Origin of the sequence: Chitinophaga jiangningensis (assembly GCF_900142605.1) — a bacterium.
In the GTDB taxonomy this organism is placed as follows: domain Bacteria; phylum Bacteroidota; class Bacteroidia; order Chitinophagales; family Chitinophagaceae; genus Chitinophaga; species Chitinophaga jiangningensis.
Map to the genome: position 1 here is coordinate 140,446 of NZ_FRBL01000004.1, position 20,880 is coordinate 161,325.

Here is a 20,880-nt window from a genome sequence, read left to right on the forward strand (position 1 = left end):
CATCAACTTCTTATCTACCTAAAAATATATTTCCTGTATACTACCCCAGTTGCCCCTTTTCATTGTATATTCGGTGTGCCTCAACGACAGGGTTGTTTGTAACCAAAATTCTTTTTTAAACCCAAATCAAAACATGAAAAAGACCTTATTTCCTGTACTCGGATCATTGATCCTGCTAATGACATGCTATGCCTGTACCAAATCAAAATCAGGGGCCGGCCCGGAAAAAACGCCGACTGCCTGGAACGGAGAAACCCAAAAAATCAGCCTGCAATTTTCCGGCGACCTGACAGTATTGGAATCCCCACTGGGTCAGGGTCAGGCGCGCATCACACCTGATAGTGTACTGTATGCGGTGGACATTCGCGTTGGTAACTGGCTACCTTTTGCGCAAGGGGTGGTGAGGCGCCTGGATTCCATCGAAATACCCAGAGGCATCTATTACAAAATGCAGGTAACGGCCATCAGGCGCGGAAGCAGTCCCGGACTGTGGCAAGGCGACACCGCAAATCTCACCTATTTCGATCGCCCTATTCAAAGAGTGAACAACTACCAGATCACCAGAGATACTGCGGGACTCTTCGCCGTTAAATATGACTTTATGGATAGCCTGAGCTATTTCAGTGTGGCAGTGGATGCAAGCAATAAAGTGAGGTTCAGAAATTCAGAACTGGACATTTTCTATTGCGATTACCAGGGCTACCCTTCCGACAGCGGATTAACCGCCATCAACTTGAACATGCGCCGTTTAACATATGGTTTTAAATTTGAGCCCATCAATTTCCCGGGAGGAACCTTAAACGTGGACTATGGTGGGATGTCGGCCCCTAAATCATTGCCGGTAGCCACCGCTGCACAAACGGAAAATTTATATACAGCAGACATTCACAAAATCACGGCTTATCCCTTTACAGAGGAAGTATACTTAACGCTGTCCTGGACCCGCCCCAATGGGCAGATGGTACCACTGGGTTCCAGGTGGGTAACGCCTAAACGAAATGTATTGACTACTATAAAAGTTACGAATCCCGTGCAGGATGGAACTCCGGTAAAACTGAATATTACTGAACAAACGTGGACGAAGGATACGGTGGTGGTGTGGTAAAAAATAGCTGGAAGTTGATGCGAAATATTTCGCATCAACTTCTTATCTACCTAAAAATATTTTGCTTCCCTGACATAATAATACTTATTTTTGTATCGCATTAATTAACCCTAATAACAAAATTGTTTGTAACCTAAAAATACTCAAACACTATACTGTCATGGATTTCCACAAATTATACCTGCGGCATCAGTATATCGTTAGCCATGCATGATTGTTTCATTGTAATCAGATAACATGAACGTATAAACGACAAAATCGTTGCTTTGCAGCCATCTTATCTACCTAAATATTTTTAACGGCAACATGTAACTAAATTATTTTTTTTCACGTTTAAATCAGGAAGCTATCCGTATCCTATGCATCAGGAAAGGCAGCTGGTGAATGTCACACAACCAATATGCTACGCTCAACCGGTGGAGTGCAGCAGTGGCTTGTTAACTGAAATTGATCACATAAAAAAATTTTGATAATGCGCCACTATCCTGTGTATTTCGGCTAAAAGCCGGACGGCTATCTTATGCCATAACATTTTATTAATCAAAAAAAACAAACCCAGACATGAAAAAACATCTGACTTTCATTGCAGGCGCAATGATCCTGGCCAGCGCATTCTATGCCTGTAAAAAAAATGACCAGCCTACAGCACCAGGAGGCTCTGAAAAAGCCTGGACTGGTGAAACACAAACGGTAAAACTGAATATCACCGGTGATTTGGTGGTGATGGAATCTCCGTTAGGTGGTGCAAGAAAATCTGCAAATGCACGTATTAACTCCGACTCCGTACTTTATGCGGTAGATGTAAGGGTTAATTATGCTCCTTTTTCACAAGGTATTTTGAAGCGGCTGGATACTGTTAGCCTGGAAATTCCAAAAGGAGTTCCTTACACGATTCAGATTGCGGCTATCAAACCCGGCAGCGGGCTTGGATTGTATTCACGCGATACAGCCAACCTCACCAAATTTGAATATCCTATTGAGCGCCTGACCAATTTCACCATGACTAAAGATACCTACGGACCTTTTGCCATGACGAATCGCTTCATGGACACCCTGAACTACTTTACGGTGGCGAGAGATTCTTCTGGTTATGACCGGTTCAGGTATTCAGAACTGGACCTCTTCTGGGGCCAGTATTATGGTTCTGCTGCGGACAGCGCCAAGTCATCCATCAATATCAACATGCGCCGGTTAACTTTTGGTGTGAAGTTTGAACCAGTGAACTTTCCAGGCGGAACACTGATCGTGGATTACAGTGGCCAGGCAGCGCCAAGGTACTTACCTGTTACCACCGCCAACCAAAAGCAATACCTGTTCTCATCCGATCGCTTTAAGTTCCTTCCTGATTCATTAACAGAAACAGTGTATTTACAACTTCTGTGGCGTAGTCCTGATGGCACTTTGAATAATTTCGGTACCAAACCACTGAACGTAAAACGTAACACACTCACCACCGTTAGAATCACGGCACCTTCAAATAGCAGTCTGCCAGTAAGTCTGAATATATTTGAACAGTCATGGAAAAAGGATACGGTGGTAGTTTGGTAAAATTAAATTCAAGATTGATATGCAACCGGCCTCTCCGTTACATTTAACGGGGAGGCCTCTTTTTATACGCATACTGCCATTACTTTGCAGGCCCTCCTCCTATCTTTACCACGAGCACGCCGGTAATCAGGATACCTTATCACCGGAATACTGAAACCCAAACCAATAACCCTCCAACTAAAACTCCTGACTCATGAAAAAATTCCAGGTATTTTTCCTGCTGGCCTGTATGTGCCTTGCTTTTGGCACCGTTAATGCTGCTACCAGCCATACTTCCGGCCAACCGTTATGGTATATGGGCAAAAGCTTCTCTAACTATGCTCCTGCCAAACGACTTACTCCTGTTTCTGTACGCGTAAACGTATTGTCATTATTAGGGGTTCCTATTAACGTCTGCTCACTGGTAGGACAAACTTTAATAGGCAGCACCTTCTATTACAAAGATGGGTCCAGTGTATTGCCAGCACCAGTACAATGCTATAATTATGAACAGGTACCAGCTATTCTGCAAGTGGCAGAAGGCGACCTGGTGGTGGCATGGGGCACAGTGCTCAGCACCGGTATACAAACTGCCGCCAACAAAACCGTTACTGCAGCTGACATCAGTGCAGGTGTTGTTACAGTAAACCTCTTACTCTAGGCGTTTAGTTTTGAAAATAGGAAAGGTTCCGCGCTATTTGGCGGAACCTTTTTTTATAGGGGTTAATTAATTATTTCGCATCCTTTACACAACGGAAGCCGATGTGCGAAGCACCGGAATCAAACGCGGTACCTCTCCTGGCGCTGGGGCGATAGTTAATACAGTAATCATTTGCACAAAGGAAGGAACCTCCTTTGGTAACACGCTGGATAGCGTAAGGATCTTCCGGATTATGCCATTTTTCAGGGCCTTTGGGGTCTTCGGTAAGCTGATGCGCCATGGATTTATATTCATCCACATCATACCAGTCAGCAGTCCATTCCCACACATTACCAATCATATCATAGAGGCCATAACCATTGGCCGGGAAGGAAGCTACCGGTGCAGTAATGGCATAACCATCGGCACGATCGTTATTATCCGGGAAGCTGCCCTGGAAAGTGTTTGCCATGTATTTATTACCGGGGGTGAAGTCGTCGCCCCAGGCGTAACGTTTTTCCACGAGGCCACCTCTGGCGGCATATTCCCATTCCGCTTCGGTGGGGAGCCGCTTGCCGGCCCACTTAGCGTATGCATTGGCATCTTCCCATGCCACATGCACTACGGGATGGTCCCATCTCCCTTCAATATTACTACCCGGGCCTTCGGGATGTTGCCAGTCCGCCCCCGGTACCCATTGCCACCAGTTGGAAATGTTCGCTTTACTCACCGGGTGATCCGGCGCCACAAACACCATACTGCCCGGCACCAGTTGTTCATCGGGAATCTGCGCAGTGCCCGGAGGCAGCTGCTGCTTCAGATCTTCCCATTTAGGCTTGCGCTCGGCAACGGTTTTGTAGCCGGTAGCATCCACAAATTTTTTGAACTGTTTATTGGTTACTTCGGTGGCATCGATATAAAAATCATGCACCTTCACCTGGTGGGCAGGCCGCTCCGCGAGGTAGGATTTAGGATCATCCGTGCCCATCATGAACACATCCCCTTTTACCAATACCATTCCCTTTACAGCGTCCGCCGCGGAAGTGGCTGAAGTAGTGATAGCTTTAGCTTTGCTCGTTGCCTGGGTATTGTCACAGGCATAAATACAGGCAAATACAGGTATCAGCAATAAATACCTTTGTAACATGGTTAACTGATTTTACGTTCAGCGAAATAGAAACAGATCAGAGATGATGATGCTAAATATTGCTATACCAAGTAAATAGACGGTGTTATCGTTCATGCTGCGCTTGCGGCGCTATTAGATATATAACAGGATAATCCGTTGATTGTTTAACCAACAGCTGCATTATTTGAGAAAAAGTATTCCCCTCCCCGCGAAATTTACATCTCTCTAACACCCATACAACTATTTGCCGGATTAGATGTTCATAAAAGAGATAAAACCTGCAATATGATCCGAAAACTCCTGCAAACCAGCATTTTCACAGCCATTATCCTGGCTGCACTCCTATCTTTCCATACCCCGGGAAACGCCTGCACCCGCGTGATGTATAAAGGCCTGGATGGCCTGATCCTCACCGGCAGGTCCATGGACTGGAAAAATGATATTGAAACAAACCTCTGGATATTCCCCCGCGGAATGGCCCGCGACGGCGCCACCGGCGCCAATACCATCAAATGGACGTCCAAATACGGCAGCGTGGTAGCCGCCGCCTACGACATCTGCAGCACCGATGGCATGAACGAAAAAGGCTTTGTAGCCAACCTTCTCTGGCTGGTGGAATCCCAATATCCTAAGTGGGATAAATCAAAACCAGGCCTGTCCATCGCAGGATGGGTGCAGTATATGCTGGACAACTTCGCGACCGTGAAAGAAGCCGTGGCAGAAATGAAAAAAGAAAAGTTTGTAGTGGTAACTGATAAAACGCCCGGGGAAGACCGCCTGGCCACCCTGCATCTGTCGATTTCCGATGCCACCGGTGATAACGCGGTATTGGAATATCTCAACGGTAAACTGGTTATTCATGAAGACCCATCCTACGATGTGATGACCAACTCCCCTACCTTCGACAAACAACTGGCCCTGAACGAATACTGGAAGGAAATCGGCGGCACCACCATGCTGCCAGGCACCAACCGCGCGGCAGACCGCTTCGTACGCGCCTCCTTTTACATCGGCGCTATTCCTAAAACGGCAGATCAGCGTATAGGTGTGGCCAGTGTGTTCAGCGTGGTGCGCAACTGCTCCGTACCTTACGGTATCAGCACCGAAAACCAGCCCAACATTTCTACCACCCGCTGGCGCTGCGTTTCAGACCAGAAAAACCTGGTGTACTTTTTTGAAACCGCCCTTACACCCAATACTTTCTGGGTGAATTTTAAGGATGTGGATTTCAGCGAAAAAGCACCGGTGAAAAAGCTGGGCCTGACTAAAGGTGAAACGTATGCAGGTAATGCGGTGAAGTCATTTGTAAATACGCCGGCGTTTAAGTTTTTATCGCCTTCGGATCCTAACATTTAATGCGAAAACTCCGTTCCGCCGAAGGCGGAACGGAGTTTTCGCGGGTATGACGGCCAGCGGCCGTCATACCCGCCACCGGCACAAATAAAAAGGTCCCGCAGACGCGGGACCTATCCTTTACATATATCGGTACAAATCAACAAAAAGTTTATTGCCCCCAGCCATCATTTTGTTTCCAGCCGGTACGTGTAATCTCTGCCTGCGGAATCGGATACCAGTCCATTTTTGACTGATAGGTCCTGTCCTCCAGCTTTACACGCTCATACGTAAAAGCATTACCGTTCTTAGTGATCAGAATCCTGTACACCGGTGCATTGAACACCTCCACTCCTTTTTTGTAACGACGTACATCCCAGAAGCGGTGACCTTCCATGCCCAGCTCCACTGCACGCTCGTGCTGAATGGCTGCTGCGGTAAGATTGCCCGCAGTATAGGCCGGCATTTTTACGCTGGACCTGCCTCTCACGGCATTGATGGCCTGCAGCGCAGTCATACCATACCCCTGCGGATCACCAGTGGCACCATATGCGTTGAACATGGCTTCGGCATAGTTCAGCAGCACTTCCGCATAACGGAAATACATATACGCATGCGCCGTAGTGGTACCGGTGCCGCCATTGTTCAGGTTGATAGTCGGGTTTACATATTTAGCCAGGTAATAACCGGTTTTAGAGGCATTCTGCTTTGGTAAGCCACTGGTACCACCGGTAAACGTTTCGATGATGCTGGTAGCAAAACCTACGAAACGGGAGCCGTTGTGATAAGTAGTGGAATCCAGCCGGGGATCGCGATTGGCATAGGGATTAGCCGTATGCACAGGATTATTCCAGCTAAAAGGCACGGAACTAACAGGATTCCCCGATCCATCGCGGGTTACCACCTCAAACTCATCGGCATAGTTCTGCGTAGGTGTCATACTGTTACCATTGCTTCCCTGAAAGGCAATCGGGTAGTTCGCAAATTCAAAAAAGTTAGAAGCTCCATAGCGCTTATAAAAAATTGCTTCTTTGGAACTAACATTGCCAGCACCAAAAATGGTTTTGTAATTATTCTCCAGCGTATAAATCTTCAGTGCAATCACCTCGTTAGCAGCTGCGGCAGCGGCTTCCCAGGTAGCAGTGGCACCGGCGTCTTTAAAGAGCGGACTGGCACCGTATAACAGGGCTTTCGACTTCAGCGCCAGCACGGCACCGCGCAATACCAGGCCCTGGTCGTAACCATTGCCGGAAGCCACCGGTACGATTTTCGCCGCCTTGTCGCACAAGCTCACAATGTATTTAATACATTCATCCACACTGTTGCGCTGCATTTTTTCATAGCTGCCGGCATTGCTGTAATCCAGCGCCGTATCCATGATAGGCACGCCGCCATAGCGCTTTACCAGCTCAAAATAATAGTAGGCCTTCAGGAAATACATACCCCCTTCCGAAGCGTTAAGCCAGGCCACGGAGTTTTTGTAATCAGTACTGTCGGTACCAATGATGCGGTCCAGCTTATACTGCAAACTCACCATGGGTTTGTTTTTCAGTACGAGGTTGGCCTGTCGGATACCCTGGAAGTTGTTGTTCCATACATCATCCGGATTGCCATACTGGTTCCAGATGCCCAGGTTGAATACCTGCGAGGGGTCCAGTACACTGGTGCATTCCGCAAAGTCGGATGCTGCTTCCATGTTCATAGCCCTGTTCAACCCATCCGGCAGATAGGAGTACGCGTTATACACCGCACTCTGGTAATACGGATAGTTGGAATACAACAGGTCCACAGGTATATTGGCATCAATCTTCTTTACATTCAGGAAGTCTTTCTGACAGGCACTGATAAACAGCCCCGCCGCTGCCGTTATTATGATAGAGAGTTTTTTCATTTGCTGGTAATTTTATCAGTACTAGAATCTGGCATTCAACCCGAAGCTGTAGGATTTCATGAGGGGATAGCCCATGGATAATCTTTCTGCTTCCATATCATCCAGCTTGTCAATTGTAAACAGGTTGTTACCGATCAGGAATACACGCAGGGTATTCATTTTCTTCAGGAAACCTTTTTTCGGGAAGGTATATCCCAACTCCACACTGCGCAGTTTCAGGAAATTGCCGTTCCGCATCCAGAAGTCTGAATTAACGTTATTATTAACATTATTCAGGGTGGAGAGTCGCGGTGACGTAGCCGTGGTAGCAGTTTCCGGTGTCCAGGCGTTATTGGAGAATTTGGTGATATTGTTATTATTTACAAACGGATGTGTGTAATCGTAAGCATCATCCAGGAGCGACACGGTACGGTTCATCACTGCCTGTACGAATGCATCCACATCAAAACCTTTGTATTTGAAGCCCAGATTTAAACCCAGCGAAATTTCCGGCAGCTTGGCATATTTCATCGGAACGATATCGTAATCATTCACCACGCCGTTGCCGTCCTGGTCCACATATTTGAGGTCGCCCGGTTTTGGTACGGTATAACTGGTTTTCACCACTCCTTCCTTCAGCACGCCGTTAGCGTCGAAGTCGGACTGCTGATAAAAGCCTGCCCATTGTAAGCCACGCATCTGGTTGATGCGGTAACCCTGGTTGTACAGGTAAGCCGCAGGCTGTGCATCCTGTGCCATGCTGATGATTTTATTTCTGGCAAAGGCACCATTTACGCCGGCATAATATTCAAAGGCATTCACTTTATCTTTCCAGGTGAGCGCAGCTTCAAAGCCTTTGTTTTCTACCACGCCGGTATTGAGGCGCTGGAAACGGAAGCCTGTAAAGGAAGGCACGGTAGCAGGTGCCTGCAGGATGCCGGTTCTTTTTTCATGAAACACATCCGCGGTAAAGCTCAGTTTATTCAGCAATTGCGCTTCCATACCGAAGTTAACGGCCGTTTTTGCTTCCCAGGTAAAAGCTGTGTTGGGGTTAGCCCCTTCGAGGCGGCCTGCCTGGTTACTACCAGCATCTGCCCCGGTATACCAGCCATTACCACCTACTGCCCATTTTTCAAAGAGGAAGCGGTTGTCTTCGTTGATACTGCCGGTTTTACCATAAGAAGCACGCAGCTTCAGGAAGTTAACCACCTGTTGATTTTGCAGAAATGGTTCGTTACTGAGTATCCAGCCTGCTCCCACGGCAGGGAAAAATCCATATTGACTGCCTGGTGCAAAATCAGCCGCACCGCTATAGCTGCCGGAAAAGTCGACAATATATTTTCCGTTATAATCATAGGTGAGATAAGAGAACAGCCCCTGTGTACGCACGGCATATACCTGCCCTTCGTGCGTGTAATTTTCCCTTCTTCCCTGCACGGCGCCTGAGAAGGTATGTGCACCAAAGTTGCGGTTGTAGTTCAGCCCTACCTGCACGGTATTGTGCTGCCAGTGCTGGTTACCACCATCGCTGATACTCTGGCTGATTGCGCCAAAGGTTTTGTAGGTATAGTTGCCCTTACTATCCAGGATGGCCTGGTCATTTACGTCTTTGAGCAGTTCGGCGGACTTCACCGTGAATATCTTCTGGTAAGTACCAATATATTGGTTATTGAAAGATATCAGACCAGTGAGGGATAATCCAGGCACAAACTGGTCAAGGCGTTCGGTAATATTAAGCGCTGTTTGGAGGTTACGCGCATGTGAATTATACGAACCGCTCTGTTGCAGCAGCTGCACAGGGTTGAAGCCATATACGCCATTGGTACCCCAGGTGTTATCCGGGTTTTTAACGGGGAAGGCGGCAGCCGGAATGCGGCTCAGGTTATTGAACACTGTGGACGCACTGAAGCCATTGGGTGTAATCCTGTCTTCGGTAATACCACTGAGGTTTACTCCTACAGAAAGGTTTTTGCTCAGCTGCAGATCCACGTTAGCGCGGAGGTTGATACGTTTGTATTTGGCGTTGGTACCGTAATCCACGTCAATGGCGTCGGCATTTTTATAAATACCGGCATAATCGGTATACCCCATCAGTACAAAATAGCGGGCTTTCTCGCTGCCCCCTCTGAAGGTGAGGTTATAATCCTGTAGTACTGATATTTTGCGCAGTACTTCGTCATACCAGTTTACATTCGGATGCACCGGGTCGTTGGTGGCCTTGTACAAGTCCGGGTTGGGATATTTTGATGGCAGTCCGTCGTTGGCGAGGGCCTGATTATACAATCGCGTATAGTCGTAGGCGTTCATCACCTGGGGCAGCTGAATGGGAGTACCCACACTATACCTGCCGTTGGCAGTGATCTGTATACGTTCGCTCTGGTTACCTTTTTTAGTGCGTACACTCAGTACGCCTGTACCGCCCTGGAGGCCATAGATAGCTGTGGCGGCGGCATCTTTCAAAACCGTTACCGACTCGATTTCAAAGGCCGACAAAGGCGAGAGTGCACCCAGGTCCACCGGGAAACCATCGAGGTAGATGGCGAGGCGGTTGGCACCCAGGTTCCAGCTGCTGGTACCTCTGATGTACAGGCCGGGGTTATCGTAGCCCGGTTCACCGGAGCCGGTTACCACGGTGAGGCCGGGAATGCGGCCCTGCAGGGCATTGAGCAGGTTGGCAGCGGAAGTACGCGCCAGGTCATCGCCGGTGATGCTGTAGGTAGCCGCAGTGGTGCGCCATTGCTTTTCGCTGCGCATGCCCAGGTCTACCATTTTGTTACTCCCCGTCTGCAATACTTTTACGGAATCCGAAGGAGTCGTTTGTGCGTGCACGTTAGACCATCCGGCCAGCAGGGATAAGGATAATATGCTGATATATTTTCTTTTCATGTTAGGCTGTAATTAAGGTTGCAAATGCTGTTACCATCCGGGGTTTTGGCCATCCCAGCCTTCACCGCCGAGATAACTCTTACTCACTTCAGCATACGGGAACGGGATGTAATAGTATTTCATCGGGAAGCGGCGCTGCATCAGCACTACCTTTTCCCAGTTACGGAGTATTACATTGTTTACTTTATTACCCGTGGTGGCAATACCATGCAGGAGGAGGTTGCCTTTTATATGTGCTTCCAGCCAGCGGTTCAGGTCATTGTAACGCTGACCTTCGTAGGCCAGTTCCACTGCGCGCTCATTGTGTATAGCGGTGCGGAAGGCATCCTGACTACCCGGGTGTTTATCCGGCATACCTGCTCTTTTTCTTATTTCGTTGAGATAGAAATCCGTCTCTGCACCGGGGCCCTGGTATTCGTTCAGTGCTTCGGCATAGTTGAGGTAAAACTCTCCTAAACGGAAGATGATCCAGGCGAAGTGCTTTGAGTCGTTACCATTACCGGTGGCTAGGTGCTCCACAAACTTGTAGGTTTCAAAGGCATAGCCATCAGGTCCCACATCGCTGCTGGAGAGGTTGCCGGCGGTAACACCCGGACCTGCCTTGTAATAGTTGAGGATACCGGCTCTACCACTGTTATACAGCATTCCGTCATAGGCAAAGGTTTGATAAAAGCGCGGGTCGAGGTTCCAGGCTTTTACGTCCACTGGCAGGTCAGTACCGGATTCCGCGAATTTAAACGGCGTACCATCGCGTTTTTCGTAGAGCTCCATGAATTCTACCGGCGGGTTATTTTTTACGCCCCATGCCTGCATCAGCAGTTTGGCAGAGAGGTACTGGCTCCAGTCGAAACCTGCGCTGGAACTGGCCTGTGCGTAGGTGTTCACAAACAGCAGCTCCTGGTTGGCATAGCGGCTATACATCAACTGGTAGTTGCCGTAGGTGTCGTAACTATTACCGGTAGACACAGGATTGCTGTTAGGGCCGTACATCAGTGCATGGCCGGCGGCAGCGGCGGCATCAATCACTGCTTTACTGGCTTTGGCAGCGGTGTTCCAGCGTTCTTTATCGTAAGTGGGATAAGCCAGCACGGAATCGCGTCCGTCATTAAAGCGGATCTGGTTAGCGATAGATGCCATGGAAGCCGGTGTATTATAGATAGGACTGGCGGCATACAGCAGCACCCTGGCTTTCAGCGCCAGCGCGGCAATGGCAGTGGCACGGCCAAAATCCACCGATGCCCTGGTAGGCGGCATCAGCGAAGCTGCTTCATCACACCATTTTACGATGCTATCCACGGTGGCCTGTAAGGAGCTGCGCTTCACCATCATGTTCTCGCTATTGAGCACCTGGCCCACTACGGGGATGCCACCGTATAGGCGAAACAGTTCGTAGTGCTGCATAGCGCGACAAAACACCGCCTGGCCCTTCACGTCTTTTTTCCATTCGTCCGTAGCATCTGTCACCATATCTATATTGCGGTATACCAGGTTTGCCTGGCGGATACCTTTGTAGTGATTGGTGAAACTGGGGTCAATGCTGGCGGAGGGCGACATATTACCACCATTATAGGGGCCGGCGTTGATGGTAGCGCAAGCCCAGTTATAACCCGGGTATACAATATATAAGGCGTCGGTGATAATTTCCGGGCGCGAGTTGCCGGGGTCATTACCAGGGAAGCCGCTTTTGATACAGAGGTTGTACATCTGAGCTACTGCATACTGAGCCTGGTTCATAGTGTGGAAAATGGTATCCACCGTCACGGTTCCTCCTTTTGGTTTCTCGAGGAAGTCGCGCTTACAGCTGCTCATTTGCATGCCACCTATGCAGCAGGCAATCATCAGCATCAGTATATATAATCTTTTCATACTAGTGATCTTTACGAATTAGAAATTCACGTTTAAACCCAGGTTGTAGGTACGTGTGATGGGATACCCGATGTAGTTGAGGTTTTCAGGATCACCCCAGATAGGTTTCGGGCACCAGGTAGCCAGGTTGTTACCGTTGGCATAAATGCGTGCGGAGCCGATGCCGATTCTTCTGAGCAGGCCTGCCCTGAGGGTGTATCCTATCTCCATATTTTTCAAACGGGTATAGGAAGTATTGATCAGGAAGAAGGTATTGGCTGCACCGGACATATTGTAACCGGCAATTGGGAAGTCGATCTTTTCTCCGTTTTTGTAGCGCTCTTCGGTGAAGCGGTTCATATCCACGTCAAACAGGGATTCCTGTTTATTGAAGTGCAGCTGGTTTTGCATGGCATACCTGGCCGTGCCGGATACACCCTGGAAGAGTACAGAGAAATCGAAGCCCTGGTAGCTAAAGCCCAATGAGATACCATAGGTCACTTTAGGGATGCTGGTATTGCCTGAGCGCACAAAATCCTTTTCATCAATTTTCCCATCTTCATTATAATCTACCAGCCGGATCTCACCGGGTTGCAGTGGTACACCGCCGTAGCCGAGGTCTTTCTGATACACCGTTTTGCCGTCCGCGTTAGTATAGGATTTACCCAGTTTATTGACTGCGGCCACAGGTTCCGACAGGATAGGGTTGCCGCTGCCATCCAGTTTATAGAGGTCCGCCCAGGAGGTATATAGTCCGCTGGACTGCAGCCAGGAGCCTTGTCCGATGGGGCGGCCGGTAGCGGCCTGGTATTCGAGGCCGGGGATGATGGCTTCGTCCCGGAAGAGGATTTCATTTTGTGTGTTGGAGATGTTGCCTTTGATCCAGTAGGTAAACTTGCTGCCTATACGATCATTGTAGCCAATTTCCACCTCATTACCCCAGTTCCTTACGGAGCCCAGGTTGTAAGCTGGCAGTGTGGCGGCAAGTACACCAGGTACGGTACCTTTATAGGAAAGGATGTCCACCCGTTTTTCGTTGTAGTGATCGTAGGTAACGGAGAGCTTATCATGGAAGAAGCGGGCTTCAAAACCGATGTTGCCTTTGGTGGAAGTTTCCCAGGTAACGTTAGGGTTACCGAGTGTAGCTTCGCCGGCGCCCTGGATCACGTTACGATCCGTGAGCGTACCGAAGGCATAGCTGCCTGTATATTCCCAAGCATCCGGCAGGTAGAGGTAGCGGGCCTGGGTATTGGTATTAGGGATGGTGATTTTATCGTTACCTACTTTACCCAATGATCCTCTGATTTTGAGATAGGTGAGGATTTCATTTCTTGGGAAAAAGTTTTCGTTGGTAACAACCCATCCTGCGGAAACTGCCGGCAGGAAGCCGTAGCGCTGTCCGTCAGGGAAGTTTTCCGAACCGTTATACCCCATGTTAAACTCTGCCAGGTAACGGCCTGCGTAGCCATAGGTTACTCTGCCGGCGAGGCCGAGGTAGGCGTGTGGCAGGTCGGGCACCAGGTTAGGGTCATGCAGTTTTTCGGTGTTACCGAGCAACAGCCCCGTCACCGCATGTTTACCGAAGGTGCGATTATAGTTAATGGAGAGCTCCGTATAAATCTTGCGCCATTTACCATTGTACCAGTCGCTCCACCTTTCATTAGGGCGGATATCATTGACGCGGTAAATGATCGGGTCCAGCTTATCGCCATTAGGGTTAGGCCTGAAGTTGTAGAGTACAGGGTAGGCTTTACCACCGGTGCGACTGGAGAAGTAGCTATCATAGGCTCCACGGGCATTTACGGATAAACCGGGCGTGATGAAGTCCAGTTTATAGGCCAGCTTGAGGGTGGAGTTGAGCGTACTGTTGTTGGTAATGTTGTAGTTATTGGAGTTGGCGATGGCATACAACGGGTTGGTTTGATCGTTGGTGCTTTGTGTGTAAGGGATGAGGAATTTCCCATCGATGATGCCCGGAGAGGCCATCGGGGAAGACCACAGTACCCTTTTTTCCCAGATATATGCGTCGTTGTCCATCCCGGTGATGGTCACATATTGTGTACCGAGGTCCAGGGAGATTTTAAAGTCCTTGTTGACATCGAAGTCGAAATTGCCGCGCAGGTTATACCGGTTCTTTTTAAACTGCATTTCATTGGAAAAGGGCATGTAATCGGTATTGAACATACCGCCCTGGTTGAGGTATCCAAAGGAAACGAAATACTTGACTGAATTTGTACCGCCGGTAATATTTGTGTTGACCTGGTTCTGCGGGGCATACTTATTAAATATCTGGCTTTTCCAGTCTACATCCGGGTGGAAGTACGGATCATAGTAGGGATTCGCTTTGCCATCGATTGTAGGCGTATGCGCATTTTGGTAATACTTGAGATCTTCCGGAGAAAAATAGGTATTCGCTTCTTTTACCCAGTTGGCATCTCTTTTTTTGACGAAGTCGTCCCATGTTTTGATATCCGCATCTTTGGCGTGGTTGACCCAATAGTTCTGGAACGACTGCTCATTTTTAAGGGTGGCATAGTCGTAGGCACCAACGAAATCGGGCATGGCGGCGAAGTTGCTGACAGCCGTTTGCGCGGAGGCGCTGATTTTAGGGGCGCCGGACTTACCACGTTTGGTGGTAATGAGGATAACGCCGTTGGCACCACGCACCCCGTATACGGCGGTGGCGGAGGCATCTTTGAGGATGCTGAGCGTTTCGATTTCATTTGGATCGATATCGTTATAGGACTCGCGGGCGACGCCGTCCACCATTACGAGTGGGGCGGTATTACCGGTATAGGTACCTACCCCGCGTACGTAGAGGGTGGTAGCATCGGCGCCGGGCTTACCGCTGGTTTGCACGGCGGTGAGGCCGGAGAGTCGCCCTGCGAGGGCATTACTGATATTGGCTACTGGCGATTGCACCAGTTCTTTGGAGGAGATGGTGGAGATGGCAGCAGTAACGGACTCTTTTTTCTGCTGGCCATAGCCTACCACTACTACGTCGGTAAGGCCGGTTGTTGCCGGGAAGAGTGTAATATTAAAGTTAGAGTTAGCAGCAAGGCTTACGGCCTCGCGATTGTATCCTATGAAAGTGATGATCAGAGAATCAGGGGTACCGGAGGCGCTGAAGGAGAAATGTCCTTTACTGTCGGTGGTGGCGCCGAGGTTGGAGTTCCTGATTTTAACGGTTACGCCTTGCAGGGGCGTGTTCTTTTCATCCTTTACACTACCGCTGATAATTCGGGATTGTGCTTTGACCTGCGAAGCGGTAGAACTTAATAGGAATAGAGATAGCAGGCACTGTAGAGTGTTTACGTGTCGCATACAGTTTACGCTGTAAATTTTGGCTGACTTAATAATGGAATTTCTTAGACGTGACTTTTTACGATAATCCCCTGCTAGGAAGAATTAATCGAAAAAACCGACGCGACAGATAAACGGAAAGCACTTACGTGAGGTAAGAGAATCACCTTTGTCACAACGTGGATTTGATTTTGGTTCAATAAAAAAACAGCTCCTTACTGGGAAGGAAATGTCGAGCGTGTTTTTTTGGGTGACTCTCAGGCTGCTAATATAACATGCTTTTTTGAGAATTTATAATTATACCGGGGAGATTTATAAATTTCTCCGAAACGCGGTTGCAGCCATAAAAGATTTTGCTAAATCAATTTTGTAAGGATTGCTAAGAAAAGCCTCCCATAAAAGATGGGAGGCATAGTTTCCAGTTTTGCTTATGAGAATAGAAATATATTTCAATATTACTTTTAATCCCTTTGAAATGCAAGCAGGAACTGAAGAAAACAAAAAAAACCTTTTGAAGGAGTCCTGCAGACCTAGTTAGATGAAGGGGTTATCCGTAAATTTAACTATTATAACGTAACTTATTAATAACTTTCTTACTTATCAAGCTATATTATAAATAACCTGATAAAACTGTCCGGCAATTAAAATGTTTATCTTATAACTATGAATTTTAATACTGATACCTATCGGCTGCAGCTAAAAAATCTCACGCTACACCATGCCCCTTTTATTTTGGAGTTACTCAATACAGAAGGGTGGAAAACGTTTATTGGTGAACGTTATATACATACTATCCTGGATGCCAGGGCATATATTCAGCGGATCAATGGTAATCCGGATATTGATTACTACGTGGTTTACCTGAAAGACACGGCATCCCCCATTGGGATGATCAGCCTTATCCAGCGTACTTATTTACCTTACAGAGATATTGGTTACGCCTTTCTTCCCAGGTATACCGGGAACGGCTATGCCCTGGAGGCTGCCAAATGCGTCATGGATGGACTCATCGCACATACGAAACAGCCGGTGCTGTATGCCACGACATTTCCACATAACGTTTCGTCTATACGATTACTGGATAAGCTGGGGCTGAAGTTAAAACAGGAGCTCCAACGGGAGCATGAGGAGAAGTTGCTGTTGTACGAGGTGGACCTGGATGCGCTCAGGCAGCAGCAAAAATAAAAGCCCGACCTTTTGTTTTGTGGTTTTGCTCGCAAAGAGGCATAAGATTTTTAAGCTCGCAAAGAATTATTTCTTTTAAGGTGCCTTCGGCACCAGGGGAGCGACCTTTTTTTCTCGCAAAGCAGCAAAGCAGGTAAGCAGCTAAGGATTATGTTTTGTTGGTTAAGAGCAAAACTTATTGGAACAAAACGCAGGCCTTTGCTGCTTATGCCCCTTATGCCCCTTTGCGAGAAAATAAGATCGCAAGGGCCGAAGGCCCAATTATAACCCAGGTCTTTGCGAGCTTATGCCCCTTATGCCCCTTTGCGAGAAAATAAGATCGCAAGGGCCGAAGGCCCAATTACAACGCAGGCGTAATCACCACCTTGCGGAACTCAATCGGACCATGATCTCCCTGGAAATAAATCGGGCCGGGAGCACCTTCATCGCTGTCCAGCGCACCTCCGGTAATACCCGGAATCTCCTGGTTGGAGATAACAGTTTTACCATTCACCACCAGCGTCAGCATGCGGCCAACCAGGGTGATGTCGTACGATTGCCACTGATCCGGACCTAAGGCATAGATTTCGCTTGGCGCCAGGAAACCGTAGATACCGCTGAATAATACGGAAGAGGGATGCGCACCTTTAGGGCTGTCCTCGATCTGTGTTTCATATCTGCCGCGGAGGTACACTCCGCTGTTGCTGCCCTTCTGGTACCTGAACTCTACGTGCAGTTTGAAATCGTTGAAGGTTTTTTCTGATACCAGGTTGGAACCGGATTTAGGACTGGTGAGCACACCGTCTTTCACGATCCACTGGTTTACTTTGCCGGTAGGCTTCCATCCGGTTAAGTCTTTACCGTTAAACAGATTTTCGGGTTTGCCCCACCTGGGCGCTTTTTCACGCACCAACAGCGGTGCTCTCACCCCTTTATAGCTATATTTTTTTCCTTCGCTGGTAGTGATGGTACCGGTAATGGTTTCATTAGCCACGGTGCCTTCGATCACAAAGTCCTGGTTACCACTCTCCCATTGAGGAGGAATGGTGAAGCTGAATTTACCGTTATCAAAATTTACTTTAGCCACCGGGCGGGCGCTGCCGCTGGTGCCTACAAAATACCCCACAAGGGTGCGGGTGCCGCTGAGCTTTACTTCCAGCCAGCTTGGCAGCTGCTTACCGTCCTCATCAACGGTAATGTCCCAACGACCAATCAGCTCTTTGCTGTCGGCCACCTGCAGCGTAGCTGCCGGTGCTACTGCTGCTGCACGGGAGGCTACTCCGGCAGTTAACAGGCAGCTCATTCCTAATAGTAACAAGTTCTTTCGCATATGTTCCGATTATGGGCAGACAAGATAATATATATTTAAATTAATTTTACCCAAAATGAAACACATCGATGAGTAAGAAACCAGAAAGCCAGATCTTCCAGTTTGAACAGGAAATAGCATGGGAAAGCCCTTCCCCGGGCATTGAGCGCCAGATCTTTGGCTACGACGACCGCGTGATGCTTGTAAAAGTAAAATTCGAAAAAGGAGCTGTAGGCACCATGCACCAACACCCACATACACAAGTCACCTACGTGGAAAGCGGCGCCTTTGAATTCACCATCGGCAACGAAACCCGAATTATCCGCGCCGGCGACGGCTGCTACATGCCTTCCAATGTAATGCACGGCTGCACCTGCCTGGAAGCAGGAGTACTCATTGATACGTTTAGCCCTCACCGTGAGGACTTCCTCTCTTAAGCAGCAAGCATATGGAACCAACAATACAGCAGCAGCTCACCCACATCGAACAACAGGAAGGTGTCAGGATTGTGTTAGCGATTGAATCGGGGAGCCGCGCCTGGGGCTTTGCTTCGCCTGACAGCGATTATGATGTTCGCTTTTTATATATGCGCCCCGGCAGGGAATACCTCAGCATCCGCGATCGCAAAGATGTAATAGAACTACCGGTGGATGAAGTACTTGATATAAACGGATGGGATATACGAAAGGCCCTGCAACTCTTTTTAAAATCCAACAGCCCTTTATACGAGTGGCTGCAGTCGCCGATTATATATAGAGAAGATACCGGTTTTGCGGCCGAACTCCGCGGCCTGATGAACGAGTACTATTCACATCGCTCGGGGTGTCATCACTACTTCTCTATGGCACGGAACACCTTTGAACAAAGCCTGCAATCGCCGGAAGTGAAGCTAAAAAAGTACTTCTATGCCCTGCGGCCACTGCTGGCAGGACTATGGATCCTTGATAAGCAAACAGTTCCGCCCATGGTGTTTTCTACCCTGCGCACACTCATTACAGATCCGGAATGGCACCAGGCAGTAGATGCCCTGCTGCTCCGCAAGCAATCCGCCGATGAAAAAACGCTGGTAGCTCCTGTTCCGTACCTGCAACAGTGGATAGCGACCCAACTCGCGGAGGGTTTAGAAAGGGCCAATAACATCTCCCCAGTACAACATACCACCGCACAACTCGACGAAATTTTCAGAAAGTATATCAGCCATGACCTTTGAGGAATTAATGCAGGCACCGCAGCAGCTGCTGCTGAAATGTATCAGCGGCAGCAATGCCTATAACCTGGCGCTGCCCACGTCTGATACGGATATTAAAGGCATATTCGTGCTGCCAAAGCAGGCATTCTACGGCCTCACCTATACGCCGCAGGTAAACAACAGCAGTAATGATGAAGTGTTTTTTGAGATCGGCCGGTTCATTGAACTGCTCTGCAAAAACAACCCCAATATACTGGAGCTGCTCAACACACCGGAACATTGTGTGCTCTTCAGGCATCCTTTGATGGCACTTATTCACCCGAAGGATTTCCTGTCAAAGCTTTGCCAGGATACCTTTGCCGGCTACGCAAAAACACAGATCAGGAAGGCTTCAGGTCTCAATAAAAAAATAAATAAAAGCTTTGAAAAAACCCGCAAAACGGTGGCGGACTTCTGCTACGTGGTGAGTGGCAATGGTAGTCAGCCGCTGGCTACCTGGCTACAGGAAAACAACTTACAGCAGGAAAGCTGCGGACTCACCGCCCTGCCGAATTTCAGGGATGGTTACCTGATTTACCATCATCCGCATTTACGGGGGATATTTTCAGGTGAGCAGGCCAACGACGTGCAGCTGAGCTCCATTCCCAAAGGAGTGGAACCTTTAGCGGTCATGACATTCAACAAAGATGCCTATTCCGTTTATTGCCGCGAATACCTGGAATACTGGCAATGGGTGGATAACAGAAATGAGCAGCGCTACCAGGGCACGCTGGCGCATGGAAAAAGCTATGATGCCAAAAATATGATGCATACATTCAGACTGCTGAGTATGGCGGAGGAAATTGCCCGCTACCAGGAGGTAAGGGTACATCGCAGTGACCGGGAAGCCCTGCTGAAGATCAGGAGCGGTGCTTATGAATACGAGGAGCTGATGGACCTGATCAATGCTAAACTGGATAATATGGATGCGCTGTATGCCGCTTCCGGACTGCCGGATGCACCGGACAGCCGGAAAGCGGAGGCCCTGCTCGTACAGATCAGGGAAGAATATTATCGTTAATTAATCGCGCATCATCTGCTCCAGCGATTCGTATGTTTCGTTATAGTGATCGTAGCGCGCACCGTTGAGAAAGAAGGTAGGCGTGCCGTTAACCCCACTGCGCAGGCCACCTTCAAAATCTCCTTCTACTCTGCTCATCAACTCCTGGCTACGCCAGTCCTGCGAAAATTTTTGCATATCCAGCTGCAGCTTTTCTGCCAGGTGAAGCAGTGTATCGGCACTGAGGCTGGCCTGGTGTTCGAAGATCATATCATGCATTTCCCAGAACTTCCCCTGCAGCCCGGCAGCTTCGGCCGCCAATGCCGCCATCATTGCGGCCGGATGCGATTCCTGTAACGGGAAGTTCCTGAACACGAACAGGATTTCATCTCCATAATTATCCAATAAACGGTTGATGAATGGGAATGCCAGGCCACAATGCGGGCACTGGTAATCGCCATATTCCACTAAAACCTTTGCTGCTTTGGGATTCCCAAGCGTATGATCGCCTTTGCTTACTGCTGTTTTTAAATGTGCCATGC

At 48.6% G+C, this 20,880-nt stretch carries 15 protein-coding genes; 8 read left to right on the forward strand and 7 right to left on the reverse strand.

The window, feature by feature from the left end:
- Nucleotides 1-133: 133 nt before the first annotated feature.
- The 3 genes from BUB18_RS10805 (at nucleotide 134) to BUB18_RS10815 (ending at nucleotide 3,293) form a co-directional block, all read left to right on the forward strand.
- Nucleotides 134-1,105 (forward strand): hypothetical protein, encoded by a 972-nt coding sequence (locus tag BUB18_RS10805; RefSeq protein ID WP_073080663.1) that lies wholly within the window; start codon nucleotides 134-136, stop codon nucleotides 1,103-1,105.
- 561 nt (nucleotides 1,106-1,666) lie between these two features.
- The gene (locus tag BUB18_RS10810) at nucleotides 1,667-2,653 is read left to right on the forward strand and encodes a hypothetical protein (protein ID WP_073080665.1); all 987 of its coding nucleotides are present in this window, start codon (nucleotides 1,667-1,669) and stop codon (nucleotides 2,651-2,653) included.
- A 193-nt stretch (nucleotides 2,654-2,846) separates the two neighbouring features.
- A complete protein-coding gene (locus BUB18_RS10815; protein WP_073080667.1) occupies nucleotides 2,847-3,293 on the forward strand; it encodes a hypothetical protein in 447 nt (148 codons plus the stop codon).
- Between the two features lie 70 nt (nucleotides 3,294-3,363).
- Here the strand turns inward: BUB18_RS10815 and BUB18_RS10820 are convergent, their stop codons facing one another.
- Complete coding sequence (locus BUB18_RS10820) at nucleotides 3,364-4,419, reverse strand: formylglycine-generating enzyme family protein (RefSeq protein WP_073080668.1); 1,056 nt, start codon at nucleotides 4,417-4,419, stop codon at nucleotides 3,364-3,366.
- Nucleotides 4,420-4,686: 267 nt separating this feature from the next.
- Here BUB18_RS10820 and BUB18_RS10825 point away from each other — a divergent pair, with 267 nt between their 5' ends.
- On the forward strand, nucleotides 4,687-5,757 hold the full coding sequence (locus BUB18_RS10825) for a linear amide C-N hydrolase (RefSeq protein ID WP_073080670.1): 1,071 nt from the start codon (nucleotides 4,687-4,689) through the stop codon (nucleotides 5,755-5,757).
- 148 nt (nucleotides 5,758-5,905) lie between these two features.
- On the opposite strand, the gene BUB18_RS10830 is transcribed toward BUB18_RS10825, so the two are convergent.
- The 4 genes from BUB18_RS10830 to BUB18_RS10845 are packed head-to-tail and all read right to left on the reverse strand — an operon-like array spanning nucleotide 5,906 to nucleotide 15,658.
- Nucleotides 5,906-7,624 carry a RagB/SusD family nutrient uptake outer membrane protein gene (locus BUB18_RS10830; RefSeq protein WP_073080672.1) on the reverse strand — a complete coding sequence of 573 codons (1,719 nt, stop codon included), beginning with the start codon at nucleotides 7,622-7,624 and terminating at the stop codon, nucleotides 5,906-5,908.
- A gap of 21 nt (nucleotides 7,625-7,645) precedes the next feature.
- Nucleotides 7,646-10,489, reverse strand: a complete 2,844-nt coding sequence (locus tag BUB18_RS10835; RefSeq protein ID WP_073080674.1) for a SusC/RagA family TonB-linked outer membrane protein — start codon at nucleotides 10,487-10,489, stop codon at nucleotides 7,646-7,648.
- Between the two features lie 30 nt (nucleotides 10,490-10,519).
- The gene (locus tag BUB18_RS10840; RefSeq protein ID WP_073080676.1) at nucleotides 10,520-12,355 is read right to left on the reverse strand and encodes a RagB/SusD family nutrient uptake outer membrane protein; all 1,836 of its coding nucleotides are present in this window, start codon (nucleotides 12,353-12,355) and stop codon (nucleotides 10,520-10,522) included.
- 18 nt (nucleotides 12,356-12,373) lie between these two features.
- Nucleotides 12,374-15,658: a SusC/RagA family TonB-linked outer membrane protein gene (locus BUB18_RS10845; protein WP_073080679.1), complete on the reverse strand. Its 3,285-nt coding sequence runs from the start codon at nucleotides 15,656-15,658 to the stop codon at nucleotides 12,374-12,376.
- 642 nt (nucleotides 15,659-16,300) lie between these two features.
- On the opposite strand from BUB18_RS10845, the gene BUB18_RS10850 reads away from it, so the two are divergent.
- Entirely contained in the window at nucleotides 16,301-16,822 is a 522-nt protein-coding gene (locus tag BUB18_RS10850) for a GNAT family N-acetyltransferase (RefSeq protein ID WP_073080681.1), read from the forward strand.
- Nucleotides 16,823-17,162: 340 nt separating this feature from the next.
- Here BUB18_RS10850 and BUB18_RS10855 read toward each other — a convergent pair whose 3' ends face one another.
- A complete protein-coding gene (locus tag BUB18_RS10855) occupies nucleotides 17,163-18,131 on the reverse strand; it encodes a 3-keto-disaccharide hydrolase (protein ID WP_073080683.1) in 969 nt (322 codons plus the stop codon).
- Nucleotides 18,132-18,199: 68 nt separating this feature from the next.
- Between BUB18_RS10855 and BUB18_RS10860 the strand changes: the two genes are divergently transcribed.
- From BUB18_RS10860 to BUB18_RS10870, 3 genes are read left to right on the forward strand one after another with little or no spacing between them, the layout of a single operon-like run.
- Nucleotides 18,200-18,547: a cupin domain-containing protein gene (locus tag BUB18_RS10860; protein WP_073080684.1), complete on the forward strand. Its 348-nt coding sequence runs from the start codon at nucleotides 18,200-18,202 to the stop codon at nucleotides 18,545-18,547.
- A gap of 11 nt (nucleotides 18,548-18,558) precedes the next feature.
- Entirely contained in the window at nucleotides 18,559-19,320 is a 762-nt protein-coding gene (locus BUB18_RS10865; RefSeq protein ID WP_073080686.1) for a nucleotidyltransferase domain-containing protein, read from the forward strand.
- The gene (locus BUB18_RS10870) at nucleotides 19,310-20,359 is read left to right on the forward strand and encodes a DNA polymerase beta superfamily protein (protein ID WP_073080687.1); all 1,050 of its coding nucleotides are present in this window, start codon (nucleotides 19,310-19,312) and stop codon (nucleotides 20,357-20,359) included. Before BUB18_RS10865 ends, BUB18_RS10870 begins: the two co-directional genes overlap by 11 nt.
- On the opposite strand, the gene BUB18_RS10875 is transcribed toward BUB18_RS10870, so the two are convergent.
- Entirely contained in the window at nucleotides 20,360-20,878 is a 519-nt protein-coding gene (locus BUB18_RS10875; RefSeq protein ID WP_073080689.1) for a DsbA family protein, read from the reverse strand.
- Nucleotides 20,879-20,880 lie beyond the last annotated feature (2 nt).

Bases quoted from the DNA above. Each gene is read 5' to 3' on its own strand.
- BUB18_RS10805 (WP_073080663.1), top strand. From the start codon at position 134: ATGAAAAAGACCTTATTTCCTGTACTCGGATCATTGATCCTGCTAATG.
- BUB18_RS10810 (WP_073080665.1), top strand. From the start codon at position 1,667: ATGAAAAAACATCTGACTTTCATTGCAGGCGCAATGATCCTGGCCAGC.
- BUB18_RS10815 (WP_073080667.1), top strand. From the start codon at position 2,847: ATGAAAAAATTCCAGGTATTTTTCCTGCTGGCCTGTATGTGCCTTGCT.
- BUB18_RS10820 (WP_073080668.1), bottom strand. From the start codon at position 4,419: ATGTTACAAAGGTATTTATTGCTGATACCTGTATTTGCCTGTATTTAT.
- BUB18_RS10825 (WP_073080670.1), top strand. From the start codon at position 4,687: ATGATCCGAAAACTCCTGCAAACCAGCATTTTCACAGCCATTATCCTG.
- BUB18_RS10830 (WP_073080672.1), bottom strand. From the start codon at position 7,624: ATGAAAAAACTCTCTATCATAATAACGGCAGCGGCGGGGCTGTTTATC.
- BUB18_RS10835 (WP_073080674.1), bottom strand. From the start codon at position 10,489: ATGAAAAGAAAATATATCAGCATATTATCCTTATCCCTGCTGGCCGGA.
- BUB18_RS10840 (WP_073080676.1), bottom strand. From the start codon at position 12,355: ATGAAAAGATTATATATACTGATGCTGATGATTGCCTGCTGCATAGGT.
- BUB18_RS10845 (WP_073080679.1), bottom strand. From the start codon at position 15,658: ATGCGACACGTAAACACTCTACAGTGCCTGCTATCTCTATTCCTATTA.
- BUB18_RS10850 (WP_073080681.1), top strand. From the start codon at position 16,301: ATGAATTTTAATACTGATACCTATCGGCTGCAGCTAAAAAATCTCACG.
- BUB18_RS10855 (WP_073080683.1), bottom strand. From the start codon at position 18,131: ATGCGAAAGAACTTGTTACTATTAGGAATGAGCTGCCTGTTAACTGCC.
- BUB18_RS10860 (WP_073080684.1), top strand. From the start codon at position 18,200: ATGAGTAAGAAACCAGAAAGCCAGATCTTCCAGTTTGAACAGGAAATA.
- BUB18_RS10865 (WP_073080686.1), top strand. From the start codon at position 18,559: ATGGAACCAACAATACAGCAGCAGCTCACCCACATCGAACAACAGGAA.
- BUB18_RS10870 (WP_073080687.1), top strand. From the start codon at position 19,310: ATGACCTTTGAGGAATTAATGCAGGCACCGCAGCAGCTGCTGCTGAAA.
- BUB18_RS10875 (WP_073080689.1), bottom strand. From the start codon at position 20,878: ATGGCACATTTAAAAACAGCAGTAAGCAAAGGCGATCATACGCTTGGG.